Raw genomic sequence first — 16862 nt, forward strand, 5'->3', positions numbered from 1 at the left:
TTCCGCGACCGGAATCCGACCATTCAGAATCTTCCATCCGACGGCATGTCGAGCATTGCGGCGCGCGGATTGTCGCCGGCGTGCCCGTGGAACCAGTCGGCGATGCTGGTCTCGCTCACCGGTTCGAGATTCCACGCGTCGAGGCCCACGTTGAGCGCTTCCGGGCGGGCGCCTTCGGGCGAGAGCTGGTGCGTGTGGCCGTAGAGCAGACGACGGCCGTCGAACGGCAGCGCCTTGTCGCGGAACCGCACGGCGTCGTCCGGCCAGCCGTAGGCGAGATCCTCGCGGTACGGGAAATGCGACAGGTTCACGGTCTCGACCGCGTCCGGCCGTGCGGCGTCGAGACCGATGAGACCGACCGTGCCGTTCGACTCGATCGAGGCGAACAGGTTGCGGGCGGGACGATCGTCCAGCCACCAGTCGTCATGGTTGCCGATCACCGCGTGCAGATGCCGGCAGCGCAGCCGCCTCAGACAGTCCTTGAGATGATTGACGGATGTGCGGAATCCGATGTCGCCGAGAATCCACAGCTCATCATCCTCGCCGACCAGCCGGTTGATGTTCGCGACGACGGCCGCGTCATGCGCGTCCGTGTCAGCCGCGGTGCGGAAGCTGAGCCGCGAATCGTCGAGCACGACGCCCTTCGCCCAATCCTCGGCGGCCTTGCGCCCCTGGTCGGCGAGCAGCGCGGCGTAGCGCGTGCGACCGGGATCGAACCTCGTGAATCCGCGCAGCACGCTCACCAGCGGATGCCCGAAATGCGTGTCGGTGGTGAAATACCTCATATGCGTGTTCCCTCCTCGGAATGGATTATGGTACCGATACCGGTCATGGGGCGTCCCGGCGGGGAATGCCGGCTTTGAGCAGTTTCATCGTCAACGGCGTCCTCCGCATGACGTCGTCATAGTTGAAATGGACGATTTCGCGTGCGCCTGCACGCTTCAAGGCCTCATCCCGGCGGCGTTCGTTCGCTACGATCTCCTGGATGCTTCGATTATCGGTCATGTCGGGATCGATGTATTTGCGTGTGCCGTCATATTCGCCGACGACCGTCGCGCCATCCGCCAGCGTCCACACGAAATCGGCGCGGTACTCCGCTCCGGTCTGCGGGTCCCTCACCGGCACCTGAAGACGGGGCGTGGAGAATCGTTCCTCGATCATCGTTCCGCGTGCCAACGATTCCCCGCCATTCTCGCTTTTCGCGTTCACGTGACGCAGCAGACGCAGGGCCGAGCGTGGATCGGCGTGCATCCGGCCGATCGCGTCGAGCACGTCCTCGGCGGTGATTCCCTTGGCGAACGCCGAGTCGAAGAACGGCAATGAGAAACGGAATTCATGTGAGCCGGCGCAATCGAGCAACGTCATGGCGGGCGGCAACAGGAACAATCCCGTTTCCTCGTGTTCGATCCGCGCCGCCGCCGTCTTCGGCACATAGACGCGTTTCAGATGACGGTCGGGACGGTGCGTGCCATGATTCGATGTGGCGATCGTCACGGAACCGTCGTGCAGACACCATTGATGTTCGAATCCGTAGGCCACTGCGGCGACGAGTCCTCCGAACACCCATGTGCGATGGGCTTGTGCGAGCGTGCGGGCGATGTGCATCGTGCGTTCCGGAGGATTCAGCCCGTTCCAATAAACGGTCTCGGCGTACAGCGACGGAATTCCCGGATAGACGCATGTGAAATCTCCGGCTTTCGCGCGCCTGCGCAACGCCGCCTGCTCGGCCGTATTGCGGGAATACGCGCATCTGCCTGCACGCTGGGCGTCCGCCATCAGCTTCGTCACCGTTCTATGCGTTCTCATGGTTCGACCGTAGCCGATTCGCACTCCGCGGAGGGTGCCGAGCGCCCCTTGTGGTCGGAGCCCCCTCTTTCGGCGTGCCCGTTACAGGAATCGGCGGAATCAAGCCGATTCGCGCACAAGGTGCCCGATGTGGATAACGGTGATGGCGCCGGGCTGCGGGAGGTTTCCATCTTGCGTCGGTTCCGTGCCATGGGTGGCGGAACGGTGACGCTAGGAGGGGATTGAGCATCGGTTGCGTGCCATCCTTGGCACGGAAACGACGGTGGAGGGTCCTTTAGCGTCGTTTCCGCGCCACACTTGGCACAGTTCCGACGCTGAGAGCTCTCCCGGCGTCGTTTCCGGCCAGCGGATGGTGTGCATGCGACGCCGTTGGTATGGAAACGACGCGGAGGGGAAGCGACGCGGAAGGGGAAGGGCGCACCTACGATGAGCGGCCGGCGAACGGATGGCCTATGACGGCAGGGGGTCGGCTATCATTGTGGGGTTTGGGCATGTGAGGCCATATAGACGGCACAGAAGAACAAGCAGGAGCACAGGAACCATGTCATTCGAGCATCCGAACAGGAACAACGAGACCATCCAGGACGTCGAGCTGGACATCATGAGCCGTCCGCCGGAGCATAACACCACGAATCTCGACCTGGACCGCATGAACCTGATGCTCGACGTGCTGGGGCACCCGGAGGAGTCGTTCCGCGTGATCCACGTGACCGGCACCAACGGCAAGGGGTCCACCGCACGCATGGCCGAGGCCATCTGCCGCGCCTACGGCATGCGCACCGGCCTGTACACGTCGCCGCATCTGGAGAAGATCAACGAGCGCATCGCCATCGACGGCCAGCAGCTCTCCGACGACGACTTCATCGACGCGTGGGACCAGATCAAGGACCTCGTCGCGCTCGTCGACCGCAAGATGGAGGAGCAGGGCAAGCCGCGCATGAGCTTCTTCGAGGTGCTCACCGCCATGGCCATCTGGAAGTTCGCCGATGCGCCCGTGGATGTGGCCATCGTCGAGGTCGGCATGGGCGGCGCCTGGGACGCCACCAACGTGCTCGACGCGGACGCGGCGATCATCGGCCCGGTCGACATGGACCATATGAAGTGGCTGGGCGACACCGTGGAGGAGATCGCCACCGAGAAGGCCGGCATCATCAAGCCCGGCTGCACCGCCGTCATCGGCCCCCAGCCGCATGAGGAGGAGGTCATGCCGATCATCGAGGCGACCGCCGAACGCAACCATGCGAAGCTCGTGCGCGACGGCTACGAGATGGAGGTCGTCAACCGCATGCCCGCCGTCGGCGGACAGGTCGCCACCCTGTCCACGCCGCTCGGCACGTACACCGAGGTCCCGATCGCCAAGTTCGGCGAACATCAGGCGCACAACGCGCTCTCCGCGCTCGCCGCCTGCGAGGCCGTGATCCCCGTCTCCGGCGCGTTGGACGGCGACATCGTCGCCGAGGCGCTCTCCAGCGTGAGGATTCCGGGCCGTATCGAGCAGATCCGCACCTCGCCGACGATCATCGTGGACGGCGGCCACAACGTGAACGCCGCCGAATCCCTGCGCGCCGCCATCGAGGAGAACTACCACTTCGAGCAGCTGGTCGGCGTGGTCGCCATGATGGAGGACAAGCAGGTCGAGGAGTATCTCGGCGTGCTCGAACCGGTCCTGAGCCAGGTGGTCGTCACCGAGAACTCGTGGCGCGACCGCGTCATGTCCGCCGACGACCTGGAGAAGATCGCCGTCGAGGTGTTCGGCCGCGACCGCGTCGTCAAGGAGCCGGAACTGCCGGACGCGATCCAGACCGCCGTCAACATGGTCGACGAGGCCGACGAGCTCGGCGTCGGCTACGGCCACGGCGTGCTCATCTGCGGCAGCTTCGTCACCGCCGGCGACGCCCGTGAGATGCTCGAAGAGCATGCGAGCCCGATCATGAGGAAGGCGATGAGCATCCACCAGCCCGTCGTCGAGCCGGACGACGGCGACGCCGGCAAGACCGGCTCCGACTCCGACGAGGACGACGGCGACGACGTGCTCGGCGGTCTGTTCGGCGGCGAGGAGCGGTCCTCCGCCGACACGAATACGAACGCCGACGCGAACGCCGACACCGCCACGAACGCCGCCGACAAGGCCGAGTAAAGGACGACCAAGGGGTGTATCTCAAGGAACTGACGCTGCGCGGCTTCAAATCGTTCGCCTCGGCGACCACGCTGCGCTTCGAGCCCGGCATCACCGCCGTGGTAGGCCCGAACGGCTCCGGCAAATCGAACATCGTCGACGCGCTCACCTGGGTGATGGGCGAGCAGGGCGCGCGCAACCTGCGCGGCACGTCGATGGAGGACGTGATCTTCGCGGGCACGTCCTCCCGTCCGGCGCTCGGCCGCGCGCAGGTGAGCCTCACCATCGACAACACCGACCACGCGCTCGACATCGACTACACGGAAGTCACGATCTCGCGCACGATCTTCCGCAACGGCGGCTCCGAATACGCGATCAACAACTCGCCATGCCGTCTGCTCGACATCCAGGAACTGCTGAGCGACACCGGCCTCGGCCAGCAGATGCACGTGATCGTCGGCCAGGGTCGTCTCGACCAGATCCTGAGGGCCGACCCGGCCGGGCACCGCGCGTTCATCGAGGAGGCGGCCGGCGTCCTCAAACACCGCAAACGCAAGGAACGCGCGCTGCGCAAACTCGCCAACACGGACGCCAACCTGCGCCGGCTCGACGACCTGCTCGGCGAGATTCACCGACAGCTCGGCCCGCTCGGCCGCCAGGCCCGTGTCTCCCGCCGCGCCGACGCGATCAAGGTCACGCTGCGCGACGCGCAGTCGCGCCTCTACGCCGAGGACGCCGTCAAGGCGATGCGCCGCCGCGACCGTGCCCACGAGGAGCTCGCGGCCGTACGCGGCGACCTCAACGCCCTGCGCCGCGAACTTGCGCAGGTCAAGGTGCGCATCGAACAGGTGGAGGCGCAGGCCGGCGAAGCCGACCCCACCATCGAACGGCTCGACCGGTCTTGGCATGAGCTCACGCAGCTCAAGGAACGCTTCGGCTCGCTCGCCGCGCTCGCCGACGAACGCGGCCGTGCGCTGTCCGCGGCCGTCGCGCCGGAACGCGGCGAGGATCCCGACATCCTCGACCATCGCGCCGCGGAACTCGACCGTCAGGCCGCCGAAGCGCGGGACGCGGAACAGGATGCGCGGCTCGCGCTCGAACAGGCCACCGAGACGCGCGCCGCCGACGAGCGGCGACTCGCCGGCATGCGACGTACGATCGCCGAAGTCGACCGCGCCTCACGGGAACGCGACGCGCGCGCCGCACGGATGCGCGAGCTCATCGCGCGCGAGGAGGCCGCCGTCGAACTGGGGGAGGGACGAGGCAAGGACCTCGCGGCGCAACGCGAATCCCTGCTCGCCCAACAGCATGACGCGCGCACGCGGCTTACACGCCTGCGCGAGCAGACCGGAACCGGCGACGACGGGAACGTCGCGTTGGACGAGGCGCGTGCCGCGCTCGACGAACGTCGCGGCGCCCTCGACGCGCTGCTCGCCGAACAGCGGGACCTCCAGTCCGCGATCATCTCGCTCGACGCCAAATCCGAGGCGCTGAAGGATACGCTCGAGTCACGTGGCGACGCCGGTTCGCTCGAATCCGATCCGGGCGTGACCGTGCTCGGGCGTCTCGCCGACCTCATCCACGTCGCCGACGGATGGGAGGAGGCGGTCGCCCATGCGCTCGACGGGTATGCGGGCGCGCTCATCGTCCCCGACGACACGGCCATGCTCGCCGCGTTGCGCGCCGCCCGCGAACGCCGCATCGGCAAAGCCGCGGTCATCAACGCGGGATGCGACATCCCGGATACCGCGGGAGCATCGGCCGATGCCACGGAAGGCGACACCGAGGAAGGCGACGCGGTCGCCGGTACGCCCACGCTCGCCTCGCTCGTCGCCGCGAACCCCCATGCCGCGGATCCGGCGCTCGCCGCCCGCGTCGTCGCCACGGTGCGCGCCCTGCTCGCCGACACGGCCACGGCCGACCGGCTCGAGGACGCGCAACGCATCGTCGCCGCAGGCGAGGCGGCCCGCGCCGTGACGCGCGCCGGCGACGTGCTGGTCGCCGGCGTCGCCGCGGCGGGCGGCGCGGGCTCCGCGCAAAGCGACCTGTCGCTGGCCGCACGCCGCGACAAGGCGCTGCGCCGCGCGAAGGAACTCGCCGCACGGCTCGAACAGCTGGAACCCAAGGTGTCGCAGGCGCGCACCGCGCTCGCGCAGGCGTCGGCGAACGTCGACGCCGAGACCCGACGACGCACCGAACAGCGGCTCAAAGCCGAACAGGCGCAACGTGAGACGCGTGACATCCGATCGCGTCTCGACGGCGTCACGCGTGAGCTCGCACGACTCGACGAACGGCTCGCCGCCGCGCGCGAGGAGCAGGAGAACCATCGTGCCCGTCTCGCCGACCTCAATGCCGCGCTCGACGCGGAAACGACGGGCGACGCGGGACGACAGGACGCCGACGGACTCGCCGAACGCGCGCGGGAGCTCGAGACGACGCTCGCCACGGCCCGCGACCGGGAGGTCGCCGCGAAGATCGCATGGACGGAGACGAAACGCAAGGCCGAATCGCTGCAACGTCAGACGATGCTCCTGCACACGCAGGCGCAGGCGGCGCGCGAACGCCGCGAACGGCTCGACAGGCTCGCCGCGGAACGTCGCGAACGCGCCGCGCACGCCCGGACGCTCGCGCGGAAGGCCGGCGCGGCGGCGTCGAAGGCGGAGCAGGCGATCGCGAAGGTCGTCGCCGAGCGCGACGCGCTTCGGGCCGCGGCGGCGGGACGCAACGAGGAGCTGCGCGAGCTGCGTGAACGCCGCAACGGGCTCGAACCAAAGGTCGGCGGACTGGCGGAACGCGAGCATGCGCTCGACGTGGACCGCGAGCGCTACGCGGGCGAATACGCGCAGATCGAACGCAAGACGGGCGACGAACTCGGCATGACGGTCGAGGAGCTCGTCACGGGGTACGGTCCGGACCGGCCGGTGCCGGTGCTCGACGAGCACGGCCGTCCGATTCCCGTCGAGACCGCCGATACCGACGCGACCGATACCACCGATGTAACCGCCGCCGATACCACAGCCGATGCGGCCGCCGACGGCGCTCCCGCCGCCATCCGCACCACGCCGTACGTGCGCGAGGAGCAGGAGCGGCGTCTCGACAAGGCGAAGCGCGACCTCGCCAAGCTCGGCAAGGTGAACCCGCTCGCCACCGAGGAGTACGAGGCGTTGGAGGAGCGCAACCGGTACCTGAACGGGCAGCGCGACGACGTGGCCCGTTCGCGCGACGACCTCATGCGGCTCATCCACGACCTCGACGCGACGATGGTCGACGTGTTCCGCACCGCCTTCGACGACACCGCCAAGGCGTTCGAACAGGTCTTCGCGACTCTGTTCCCCGGCGGCACCGGACGTCTGCGGCTCGAACGCCCCGACGACCTGCTCTCGACCGGCGTGATCGTCGAGGCGAGCCCCGCCGGCAAGCGCGTCAGGCAGCTGAGCCTCCTGTCCGGCGGCGAGCGTTCGTTGACCGCGCTGGCCCTGCTGTTCGCGATCTTCACCGCGCGCCCCAGCCCGTTCTACGTGATGGACGAGGTGGAGGCCGCGCTGGACGACGTGAACCTCACGCGCCTGCTCGACGCGCTGGATGACCTGCGCGAGCACGCCCAGCTCATCGTCATCACGCACCAGCAGCGCACGATGTCGATCGCGGACGCGCTCTACGGCGTGACGATGCGTGCCGACGGCGTCACCGCCGTGGTGAGCCAGAAGCTCGACGGCGGCCTCGCCATCGCCGATTGAGCGAAGACACGAAGACGCGGAAGCCCCCTTCCACCCGCTACGGGATGGAAGGGGGCTTCGTCATGCCGCCGGAAGAGCCGGAAGAACCGATCGGCTCACGCCTTGCGTGACTCGCGCAACGCCTTGGCGCGGACGATCGTATCGTCCACGAGCACGGCCTGCGCGTCCACGAGCGGCAGCTGGGGCATCGGGAACGCCTCGTTCAGCACGCTCAGCTCGGTGCAACCGAGGATCAGCGCGTCGGCGCGCACCGGTCCGGACGGGTCGAGCATGTCGCGCAGTACCGACTCGTAGCGTTCCAGGTTCAATCCGCCGTCGCCCTTCACGTCGTCGTAGATGAGCGACGTGATGCGGTCCTGCAGCGCGTCGTCCGGTTCGACGAACTCGTAGCCCGCCTCCTCGACGGCCTGACGGTACACGCCCGCGGCGCGCGAGCCGAGCGTGCCGAGGAAGCCGACGCGCTCGCACGTGCCCGAAGGCGCATGTGGGTACAGTTCGGCGAGGCGCGCGACCGCCCCGCGCGGCATGTGCAGGATCGGCACGGGGGTGAGCGCCTGGAAATGGTCGTAGAAATAGTGCGCCGTGTTGCAGGTGAGCACGATGAAGCTCGCGCCCATCGCGGTCGCCTTCTCGATGTCGTCGGCGATCACCGGGAACGGGTCGTCGTCAGACTGGCCGGTGATGAACGCGGTGCGGTCCGGCACGGCGGCGTCGTTGAACACGACGTAGTCGAGGTACTCCTGGTCGCAATGCGCGTGCGTGCCCTCGTTGACGAGACGCACGTAGCTTTCCGTGGCCAGCGATCCCATGCCTCCCAGCACGGCGAAGAACGGTCTTCTCACTTCAATGCGCCCTTCTGTCGGAAGTACTTGGCGTAGCTCTTCTTGTAGATTGAGAACATGTGGCGGATCATCAGCCAGCGCAGCGGGTTCATGTCCTTCGAGTACTCGAGCGTGGTGCCCCAGTCGCCGGCCTTCATCATCGCCATGCCGCGCGCCTTGTCCTCGCCTTCGGCGACGTAGTCGGTGAAGATCGAACGCGGGATCTCCAGCCACAGCTTCGAGCCGCGGCCGAACACGGTGTTCCCGTCGAACGGCGTGTCCTCGACGAGGTCGTCGACGAAGTACTTCGCCAGGTTGAAGCCGTTGAGCGTGACGAAGTAGCTGGAGCGGCCCTGGCGCAGGTTAATCTCGAACAGCTTGTACTCGCCGTCGCGCTCGTCGTACTTCATGTCGAAGTTCGCGACGCCCTCGTAGCCGATGCTCTCCAGGAACGCCTTGATGCGGTCGAACACGCCCTGGTTGAAGTCCGGGATGATGGCCGCGTAGTTGCCGGCGGCCACGGGGGAGGGGTCCTCGAGCAGCGGGTGGCCGAGGAACATCATGCGCACGCGGTGGTGGTGGTCCACGTAGGCGTTGAGCACGCGCATGCGCGAGTCGTCGCCGGGGATGAAGTCCTGGATGATCATCTCGGACTTGTAGCCGGCGTCGTAGGCGCGGCGGATCATCACGTCCAGCTCCTCGGGGCGCTCGAAGATGTACGCCTTGCGGCGGCCCTCGAAGTCGATGTCGAGCCATTCGACCGAGTTGGCGGGCTTCATGGCCACCGGGTAGGAGAACGGCAGGTCCTTGTACGCGCCGAGCCTCACGTCCTCGGCGGTCACGGTCTTCGTCTTCGGATGCGGCAGGTCGTACTTCTCGCACAGCTTGTAGAACGTGGCCTTGTAGGCGAGCTCGCGCGACAGGCGGATGTCGAGCGTGTTGTAGACGAAGTACTTCCTCAGGTCGTCGCCGCACTGGCTCAGCAGGTTCGCGTACACGTCGCCGCAGGGGATGAGCAGCAGCGCGCGGTCTGGGTCCTCGGCCTTCATGCGACGACCGAGGTCGAGCATGAAGTCGCGGAACGTCACGAAGTTGTCGAAGTCGGGCACGATGTGCACGTTGACGATCTTGCTGAACTTGGTGGGGCTCAGCTGGAAGTACGCGTACGCGTCGGAGACGATGCCGTACTCCTCGTGGAACGCGCGGGCCATGCCGTACACGTTGATGTCGCTGCCAAGCAGAATCGGTTGGAATCGGGTCATGGTTGCTCACCTTACTCCCTGCGCATGCCGTTCGAGCGCGCGCCGCACGACGTTCGCGTCGCCCGGCCACGCCACCGGCCTGCCGTCGATGATGTTGCGCGTCTCATGGCCCTTGCCGATGACGAGCACGATGTTGAGCCTCCCGTGCTCACGCGCGTCGGCGCGGGCCTCGTCGATGGCCGTCCCGATCGCCTGTTCGCGGTCGACGATCACCTTCGCCGTCGCGTCCGGGTCGGTCACGTGGGAGGCCATCTCCTCGGCGATCGCGCGCGGGTCCTCGAAGTTCGGATCGTCGGTGGTAAGGATGAACGACTTGGCGCGTCCCAGCGCGCCCTTGACGATGCCCTCGCGGCGGTCGATGGCCTTGCCGCCGGTCGATCCGGCGACGAGCGTGATGCGCGGGTCCCGTTCGCCGTACACGCGCAGCACCTCATCGACGACCGACTTGGTGGAGATGTAGTTGTGCGCGTAGTCCACGTACACGTGCAGGTTCTCGCCTTCGGTGAAGCGTTCCATGCGTCCCGGCACCTGCACGCGTTCGACGGCGCGCATCGCCGGGTCGTCGAACGGCACGCCGGCCTTCATCGCCAGCGTCATCGCGGTGCCCGCGTTGAGGAAGTTGAATTCGCCGAGCATGTCGAGCTCGAGCGTGACGGTCGCGCCGCCGCTCGTCACGCGGATGCCGGTCTTGCGCGACGGGTCCACGGCGATCGTCACGTCGGCGGGCGTCGTGTGTCCGGTCGCCGGGTCGTCGAGCGCGAACGTCGTGACCGTCACGCCGGCGCGTCGCGCGTCCTCGCGCAGCAGGTCGGCGTGGTCGCAGTCGGCGCCGAGCACGAGCGTGCGCGAGTTCGCGATGATGCGGCGCTTGCAGTAGAGGTAGTCCTCGAACGTGGGGTGTTCGATCGGGCTGATGTGGTCGGGGGAGATGTTGAGGAAGGCGCCGACGTCGAAGGTGAGTCCGTAGACGCGGTTCACCTTGTACGCCTGGGAGCTGACTTCCATCACCATGTACTCCATGCCGGCGTCGGCGGCCTCGCGCATCATGCGGAACGCGTCGAGCGATTCGGGCGTCGTGAGCTTGGACGGCGTCCACGTATGCCCGTCGAGGCAGCAGGTGAGCGAGCTCATCATCGCCGCGTGGCCGTGCGAGTACTCGTTGAGGATCGCGTGCGTGAAGTAGTCGGTGGTGGTCTTGCCCTTGGTGCCGGTGATGCCGATCAGGGTGAGCGCGTCCTGCGGGCGTCCGTAGAATTCGGCGGAGAGCAGGCTCATCGCCTTGTGCACGTCCTCGACGATGAGGCCCGGCGCCTTCGTGCGGTCCGTGTAGGGGGTCTCGGCCACGTAGGCGCCGAGACCGCGCCCGTCGATGCCGTCGAGGAACTCGGGTTTGAACCGTCCCTTGACGAACAGCAGCGTGCCGTCCGTCACCTCGCGGGTGTCGTAGGTGATGGACGGGATCGGATCGTCGGCGCCGGGCAGCGTCGAGGCGTCCATCGTCCAACACTCGCCCGTGACGATCTCACGAAGCAGATGATGGTTATCCAGCAGCTTGGCCGCGGCGGCGAGACTCAACGGCGAAGTCGTGGTGGGCATATGGTTCTCTCCCTAGTATCGTGCGGTGACGCGGGTCTCCCCGGCGTCACGGCACGATACTACTCCACCGCCGCCCGCCGTGCGATGGCCTTGGGGGACGGGCACGGCGGGCGCGGGACGGCCGTGCCCGCCGGCGTCTCACCGCGACGCCAGCAGCCGTTCGACCACCCGGTCGTCGCCCTCGTACGGCACGTGCCTGTTGCGGTCCTTGATCCAGCGTTCGTCGCCCTTGCCGATGACGAGCACCACGTCCGTGCGTTCCGGATGCGCGCGGGCCTCGTCCAGCGCGTCGGCGATGGCGGCGACGCGGTCGATGATCGTGGCGGTGGCGACATGCGGGTTCGTCACGTGGGAGCGCATGTCGCGGCAGATGTCCTCGTAGGGTTCGGTGTCGGTGTCCTCCGCGGTGAACACGAAGCGGGCGATGCGGTCCTGCGCCGCCTCGACGATCTCCCGGCGGCGGTCGAGCGCCTTGTCGCCCGCGGCTCCGGCCACCAGCGTGACGACGGGATCGCGGCCTGCGTAGCGTGCGTCGACGAAGTCGAGCAGCGCCTTGACGGAGACGTGGTTGTGCGCGTAGTCGACGATGACGTCGGTGTCGCTCGCCTCGTCGCGGAAGCGCTCCATGCGCCCGGACACGCGCGTCGTCTCCATCGCGTGCAGCGCGCCCGCCTCGTCGGCCGTCACGCCGGCGGCATGGGCGATGGCCACGGCGGCCAGCGCGTTCTCGTAGTTGAAATCGCCGGCGAGGTCCAGCCGGTATCCGCCGAGGTCGCGCCCGTCGAGACGCATCGCGTAGGCGTCGTGGCCGTCGTCCGTGGGCCAGCCGATGGCGTCGGCCGGCGCGTCGCCATCGGTCGGCGCGGAGTCCAGCAGTGCGAAGTCGGTCACGGGCACGCCGGCGGCGGCCGCGTCCTCGCGCAGCAGGTCGGCGTGGTCGGCCCGTGCGTTGAGCACGAGAGCGCGGCTGTTGTCCACGATGAGGCGCTTGCAGCGGAGGTAGTCCTCGGCCGTGGGGTGTTCGATCGGGCTGATGTGGTCGGGGGAGATGTTGAGGAACGCGCCGACGTCGAAGGTGAGTCCGTAGACGCGGTTCACCTTGTACGCCTGCGAGCTGACCTCCATGACGAGGTACCTCATGCCGTTGTCGGCCGCCTCGCGCATCATGCGGAACGCGTCGAGCGATTCGGGCGTCGTCAGATCCGATTCGACGTAGGTGCGCCCGTCGAGGCAGTTGTCCACCGAGGAGAACAGGGCGCAGCGGCCTCCGGAACGCGCGTTGAGCACGGCCTGCGTGAAATAGGCGGTGGTGGTCTTGCCCTTGGTGCCGGTGATGCCGATTAGGGTGAGTTCGTCCTGCGGGCGTCCGTAGAACTCGGCGGCGAGCAGGCTCAGCGCCTTGCGCGCGTCGTCGACGATCAGTCCGGGCGCGGCGGTGTGGGCGGACATGTCTGTCTCGGCGATGTAGGCGGCGAGACCGCGATCGTCGCAGCCGTCGAGGAATTCGGGGCGGAAGCGCCCCTTGCACACGAGCATCGCGCCGGGGGCGACCTCGCGGGTGTCGTAGGTGATCGAGGCGAACGGCTCGTCGGCGTGGGGCAGCGCCGTGGCCGTCCTTGACCAATGTCCGCCGTGGATCACCTCGCGCAACAGGTGGTGGCGTTCGAGCAGTGCCGCGGCGGAGTTCAGGGTCAGGGCCATCGGTGTCGCTTCCTTTCGCGGCGGGCCCCGGGCCCGCCCGTTCGTATCGGTCGTATGTCGTCGTGCGTCCGGTCGTGTGCTCGGTCGTGTACGGGCCGTTCCCGCGGGATTCCCGTCCGGACGGCTCCACTGTGGGCGACGAATCTCGACGTTCGCTGGGAGGTGTCTTGGATTCCCGTCGCAGGATGCCGACGATATCCCGTGGACGGCGATTACAATGGGCAACCGTGACCAGCGAGACGAAAGAGACGATGGCGGAGCGCCGCGCGCGCTTCGAGAAGCTCGCCATGCCCGCGCTCGACGCACTGTACCGGCGGGCGATGCGCCTGACCAACGATCCGGACGATGCGCAGGATCTCGTGCAGGACACCTTCGAGAAGGGATTCAAGGCGTTCGACTCGTTCACCCCGGGAACGAACTTCGAGGCGTGGATGACCACCATCGAACGCAACGCCTACTTCAACCAGTATGCGAAGGCGAAGCGCCGTCCGCAGCGGGCGAACGACACGAGCGGCGAATACGACGACTGGGACCTGTACGAGGCGTCCGAGCATTCCTCGGACGGGCTCAAATCCGCGGAGGACGAGTATCTGGACGCGTTCGCGCCCGAGGAGATCATGCAGGCGTTGGCGAAACTGTCGCCCGAACGCCGGCAGGTGTTCATCGACACGGCGATCGACGGCAAATCGTACCGGCAGGTCGCCGAGGAGCAGGGCGTCGCCATCGGCACGGTGATGAGCCGGCTCAACCGCGCGCGCACCCAGCTCAAGCACGAGCTCGCCTCCTATGCGCGCGAGCGCGGGTACGGCTCGCAGCTGCCGGCGAAGCCGTCCTCCGCCTCCGGTTCACCCTCGGCGAAGTCGGGGCGCGGCCGTGCCGGCTCGGGTGTTTCCGGCGATAATGGAACCGACGGCAAGGGAAAGGGGACGCGATGAACGAGCGATCCGTGGAGCAGGTCAGCAGCGTCTCCATCACCCGCGTGAACGCGGACGGGACGGTCAGCCGCACCGAGGTGCATATCGCTGAGACGCGCGTCGTCGGCGCGGACTCCCCGGACGTCGCCGCGTCCGGCATGGGGGAGTGCTTCGACCCGTCGACCTGCTGCTCCGAGCGCGAGCAGGCGATGATCGCCGCGCTGCGCGCCTATCTGCGGCCCGAATCGGCGCCCGAATGTCTCAAGGCGCGGCTGAAGACGTGCCTCGACCACTGTTGCGGCGAGCAGTAAGCGGGTGTCTCGCACGGGGACATGTGGCACCTCGTTTGTGATGTCTCTCCCTCAGTCGGCTTCGCCGACAGCTCCCTCGTCAGAGGGAGCCGAGGACTCGGACATCAGAGGGAGCCGAGGACTCGGACATCAGAGGGAGCCGGGGACATGAGAAAACCCGCCTGGGCGCGAGGCTCAGGCGGGTTTTCCGCGTCTTGAACAGACAAGAATCAGGCGTTGGGGCGCTTGCCGTGGTTGGCGGCCTTCTTACGACGATCCTTGCGCTTACGTCCGCGCATGCCCATGATGGACTCCTTTACTGGAAAGATAAATAAGCCTTCGGCATTATGCCACAGAGCGCGGACGCGCCGCAAACCGCGTTTCGGGCGATGCCCGTCAGGCGGTTCGCGGCACGTGCCGTGGAAAGGGGCGTCAGTCGATCTCGGCCTTGATGAACAGCTTCGTCACGCTGGACTCGCCCGGCTTGATCACGATGAGGTCCTTGCCGGTGTTGAACGCGTTCGCGTAGGCGGTCTGCGGTTCGACGGCGGTGCCCGCCGGGTGCTTGAACGCCGGGAAGCCGGTGCCGGTGCACACCTGGAACGAGGTGACCGTCTCGTCGCCGCCCACGTGGACGGTCAGGCCGTCCGGACGGTGGAACGTGGCGGTCGCGGTGCCGTCGGCGGCGTGCTCGACGTCCGTCCACGCGTCGTCGTACGGCTGCTCGGTGAGCAGGCGCGGCTCGCGGAAGTCGTACTTCGTGCCGTCCACCGGCTCGGTGCCGGTCGGGATGAGGTTCTCGTCGACGGTGACGTGCGTGCGGGCGGGCACGGTGAGCGTGCACTGCGCGTTGTGGCCGTCGATCTCGTCGCCGTAGCCGTTGAAGCCGTTGTCGAGCCACGGGTGGATGGCGAGCGCCCACGGGGCGTCCACGTCGCCGTTGTTGGTGGCCTCGACGGTGATCTTCAGGCCGTCGTCGGTGAGCTCGTGCGTCGCGGTGACGGTCACGTCGAACGGGTAGCCGAGCAGGAACGGCACGCGCCACGACTGGGTGACGGAGCTCTCGGTGAGGGATTCGAGCTTCCAGAAGGAGCGGTAGCCGTAGCCGTGGATGGCGGTGTTCTTGTCGTGCTCGTCGATCGGCAGCGCGTACGTCTTGCCCTCGAAGGTGTAGACGCCGGCTTCGATGCGGTTCGGGAACGGCACGAGCAGCTGGCCGTGGCAGCAGGTGACCGGGTCGTCCGGGCCGAGCGGGACGATCACGTTCCTGCCCTTGTAGGTGACTTCGCGCATCGTCGCGCCCAGTTCGGTGATGACGGCCTTGTAGTCGCCGTGGGTGATCGTGTACTGCTGTCCCGTGCGCGGGGGAAGGTTCTTGGCCATATATCTCACTCCAGAGTGAATATAGAGGTTGTTGTAGTGTACGCGACAACTTGCGTTATCGCTAACACGTCCAGTCTAGCCCCATTTTCACGCCGCGCCGCGCATGTCGCCGGCGAATCGCGCGCGGCGCGGCCGGTCGCGGTGCCCCGCGGTGCGGTAGAGTGCATCCAGTAGGGAGGGCGGCGCCGGACGCGCCGATGCCCCGCGACAGTCGAGAAAGGTCCCTGATTCCCATGGCGAAACGCATCGTATTGGCCGATCCGCGCGGATTCTGCGCCGGCGTGGACCGGGCGATCCTCACCGTGCGCACGATCCTCAAGGGTTCGCACGGCGCGCCGGACGGCGATCTGCCGCCCGTGTACGTGCGCCGGCAGATCGTGCACAACAAGCATGTGGTCGAGGATCTCGCCTCGCAGGGCGCGGTGTTCGTCGAGGAGCTGGACGAGATCCCCGACGAGGCCGCCGCCGCTGGCGTGCCGGTCGTGTTCTCCGCGCACGGCGTGTCGCCCGCCGTCAAGGCGGAGGCGAAGGCGCGCGGGCTCAACGTGGTGGACGCCACCTGCCCGCTCGTCGCCAAGGTGCACCGCGAGGTGCTGCGGTTCGCGCGTTCCGGCTACGAGATCGTCTACATCGGTCACAAGGGCCACGACGAGGCGGTCGGCGTCGTGGGGGAGGCCCCGGAGCACGTGCATCTGATCGAGCACGAGCGCGACGTCGAGGGGCTGGACTTCACGCCGGATACGAAGCTCGTGCTCCTGAGCCAGACCACGCTGAGCGTCGACGAGACGGCCGGCACGATCGCCGCGCTGAAGGCCCGCTTCCCGTGGATCGAGATGCCGCCCAGCTCGGACATCTGCTATGCGACCTCCAACCGCCAGGCCGCCGTCAAGCTCGTCGCCGAACGCTCCGGATGCGTCGTGATCGTGGGGTCGGCGAACTCGTCGAACTCCGTGCGCCTCGTCGAGGTCGCACAGGAGGGGCTGGGGGAGCGCGGCCGCGCCCACCGGGTCGACGACGCCGGCGACCTCGACCCCGCATGGTTCGAGGGCGTCGAGGCGGTCGGCGTCTCCTCCGGCGCGTCCGTGCCCGAGGAGTACGTGGACGGCGTGATCACCGCGCTGCGGGAACTCGGCTACACGGACGTCGAATCGGTGGAGACCACCAAGGAGACCATGCACTTCGTGCTGCCTGCGGAACTCCGCAGGCAGCCTTCGCGGTAAACCGCTCACTTCGCCT

General features: G+C 67.6%; 13 protein-coding genes. 5 read left to right on the plus strand and 8 right to left on the minus strand.

Features of this window, described 5'->3' with window-relative positions; translation table 11 throughout:
- Positions 1 to 23: 23 nt before the first annotated feature.
- On the minus strand, positions 24 to 785 hold the full coding sequence (locus AC1AYN_RS02240; RefSeq protein WP_476531780.1) for a metallophosphoesterase family protein: 762 nt from the start codon (positions 783 to 785) through the stop codon (positions 24 to 26).
- A 43-nt stretch (positions 786 to 828) separates the two neighbouring features.
- The gene (locus AC1AYN_RS02245) at positions 829 to 1494 is read right to left on the minus strand and encodes a hypothetical protein (protein ID WP_476531782.1); all 666 of its coding nucleotides are present in this window, start codon (positions 1492 to 1494) and stop codon (positions 829 to 831) included.
- An 853-nt stretch (positions 1495 to 2347) separates the two neighbouring features.
- On the opposite strand from AC1AYN_RS02245, the gene AC1AYN_RS02250 reads away from it, so the two are divergent.
- Together AC1AYN_RS02250 and smc are read left to right on the plus strand one after the other, a co-directional pair.
- On the plus strand, positions 2348 to 3943 hold the full coding sequence (locus AC1AYN_RS02250; protein ID WP_476531784.1) for a bifunctional folylpolyglutamate synthase/dihydrofolate synthase: 1596 nt from the start codon (positions 2348 to 2350) through the stop codon (positions 3941 to 3943).
- 14 nt (positions 3944 to 3957) lie between these two features.
- Complete coding sequence (gene smc / locus AC1AYN_RS02255; RefSeq protein ID WP_476531786.1) at positions 3958 to 7659, plus strand: chromosome segregation protein SMC; 3702 nt, start codon at positions 3958 to 3960, stop codon at positions 7657 to 7659.
- Positions 7660 to 7754: 95 nt separating this feature from the next.
- On the opposite strand, the gene AC1AYN_RS02260 is transcribed toward smc, so the two are convergent.
- From AC1AYN_RS02260 to AC1AYN_RS02275, 4 genes are all read right to left on the minus strand, one after another.
- The gene (locus AC1AYN_RS02260; protein WP_476531788.1) at positions 7755 to 8501 is read right to left on the minus strand and encodes an aspartate/glutamate racemase family protein; all 747 of its coding nucleotides are present in this window, start codon (positions 8499 to 8501) and stop codon (positions 7755 to 7757) included.
- On the minus strand, positions 8498 to 9742 hold the full coding sequence (locus tag AC1AYN_RS02265; protein ID WP_476501919.1) for a carboxylate--amine ligase: 1245 nt from the start codon (positions 9740 to 9742) through the stop codon (positions 8498 to 8500). The genes AC1AYN_RS02260 and AC1AYN_RS02265 overlap by 4 nt, the downstream gene beginning before the upstream one ends.
- Before the next feature lie 6 nt (positions 9743 to 9748).
- Positions 9749 to 11338: a UDP-N-acetylmuramoyl-L-alanyl-D-glutamate--2,6-diaminopimelate ligase gene (locus AC1AYN_RS02270; RefSeq protein WP_476531790.1), complete on the minus strand. Its 1590-nt coding sequence runs from the start codon at positions 11336 to 11338 to the stop codon at positions 9749 to 9751.
- A gap of 138 nt (positions 11339 to 11476) precedes the next feature.
- Positions 11477 to 13039, minus strand: a complete 1563-nt coding sequence (locus AC1AYN_RS02275; protein ID WP_476531792.1) for a UDP-N-acetylmuramoyl-L-alanyl-D-glutamate--2,6-diaminopimelate ligase — start codon at positions 13037 to 13039, stop codon at positions 11477 to 11479.
- 251 nt (positions 13040 to 13290) lie between these two features.
- Between AC1AYN_RS02275 and AC1AYN_RS02280 the strand changes: the two genes are divergently transcribed.
- Both AC1AYN_RS02280 and AC1AYN_RS02285 read left to right on the plus strand, forming a co-directional pair.
- A complete protein-coding gene (locus AC1AYN_RS02280) occupies positions 13291 to 13974 on the plus strand; it encodes a sigma-70 family RNA polymerase sigma factor (RefSeq protein WP_476502032.1) in 684 nt (227 codons plus the stop codon).
- Positions 13971 to 14264 (plus strand): hypothetical protein, encoded by a 294-nt coding sequence (locus AC1AYN_RS02285; RefSeq protein WP_476501916.1) that lies wholly within the window; start codon positions 13971 to 13973, stop codon positions 14262 to 14264. Before AC1AYN_RS02280 ends, AC1AYN_RS02285 begins: the two co-directional genes overlap by 4 nt.
- Positions 14265 to 14473: 209 nt before the next feature.
- On the opposite strand, the gene AC1AYN_RS02290 is transcribed toward AC1AYN_RS02285, so the two are convergent.
- The gene (locus AC1AYN_RS02290; RefSeq protein ID WP_003817083.1) at positions 14474 to 14548 is read right to left on the minus strand and encodes a 50S ribosomal protein bL37; all 75 of its coding nucleotides are present in this window, start codon (positions 14546 to 14548) and stop codon (positions 14474 to 14476) included.
- A 127-nt stretch (positions 14549 to 14675) separates the two neighbouring features.
- Positions 14676 to 15626: an aldose 1-epimerase family protein gene (locus AC1AYN_RS02295; protein ID WP_476531794.1), complete on the minus strand. Its 951-nt coding sequence runs from the start codon at positions 15624 to 15626 to the stop codon at positions 14676 to 14678.
- Between the two features lie 233 nt (positions 15627 to 15859).
- Between AC1AYN_RS02295 and AC1AYN_RS02300 the strand changes: the two genes are divergently transcribed.
- Positions 15860 to 16846, plus strand: coding sequence for a 4-hydroxy-3-methylbut-2-enyl diphosphate reductase (locus AC1AYN_RS02300; RefSeq protein WP_476531795.1), 987 nt, complete (start codon positions 15860 to 15862; stop codon positions 16844 to 16846).
- Positions 16847 to 16862 lie beyond the last annotated feature (16 nt).

This window comes from Bifidobacterium sp. LH_413, assembly GCF_056357015.1.

What these genes read in the sequence shown, in the direction of transcription:
- AC1AYN_RS02240 (WP_476531780.1), bottom strand. Translation starts at nt 785, where the DNA reads ATGAGGTATTTCACCACCGACACGCATTTCGGGCATCCGCTGGTGAGC.
- AC1AYN_RS02250 (WP_476531784.1), top strand. Translation starts at nt 2,348, where the DNA reads ATGTCATTCGAGCATCCGAACAGGAACAACGAGACCATCCAGGACGTC.
- AC1AYN_RS02265 (WP_476501919.1), bottom strand. Translation starts at nt 9,742, where the DNA reads ATGACCCGATTCCAACCGATTCTGCTTGGCAGCGACATCAACGTGTAC.
- AC1AYN_RS02270 (WP_476531790.1), bottom strand. Translation starts at nt 11,338, where the DNA reads ATGCCCACCACGACTTCGCCGTTGAGTCTCGCCGCCGCGGCCAAGCTG.
- AC1AYN_RS02275 (WP_476531792.1), bottom strand. Translation starts at nt 13,039, where the DNA reads ATGGCCCTGACCCTGAACTCCGCCGCGGCACTGCTCGAACGCCACCAC.
- AC1AYN_RS02280 (WP_476502032.1), top strand. Translation starts at nt 13,291, where the DNA reads ATGGCGGAGCGCCGCGCGCGCTTCGAGAAGCTCGCCATGCCCGCGCTC.
- AC1AYN_RS02285 (WP_476501916.1), top strand. Translation starts at nt 13,971, where the DNA reads ATGAACGAGCGATCCGTGGAGCAGGTCAGCAGCGTCTCCATCACCCGC.
- AC1AYN_RS02295 (WP_476531794.1), bottom strand. Translation starts at nt 15,626, where the DNA reads ATGGCCAAGAACCTTCCCCCGCGCACGGGACAGCAGTACACGATCACC.
- AC1AYN_RS02300 (WP_476531795.1), top strand. Translation starts at nt 15,860, where the DNA reads ATGGCGAAACGCATCGTATTGGCCGATCCGCGCGGATTCTGCGCCGGC.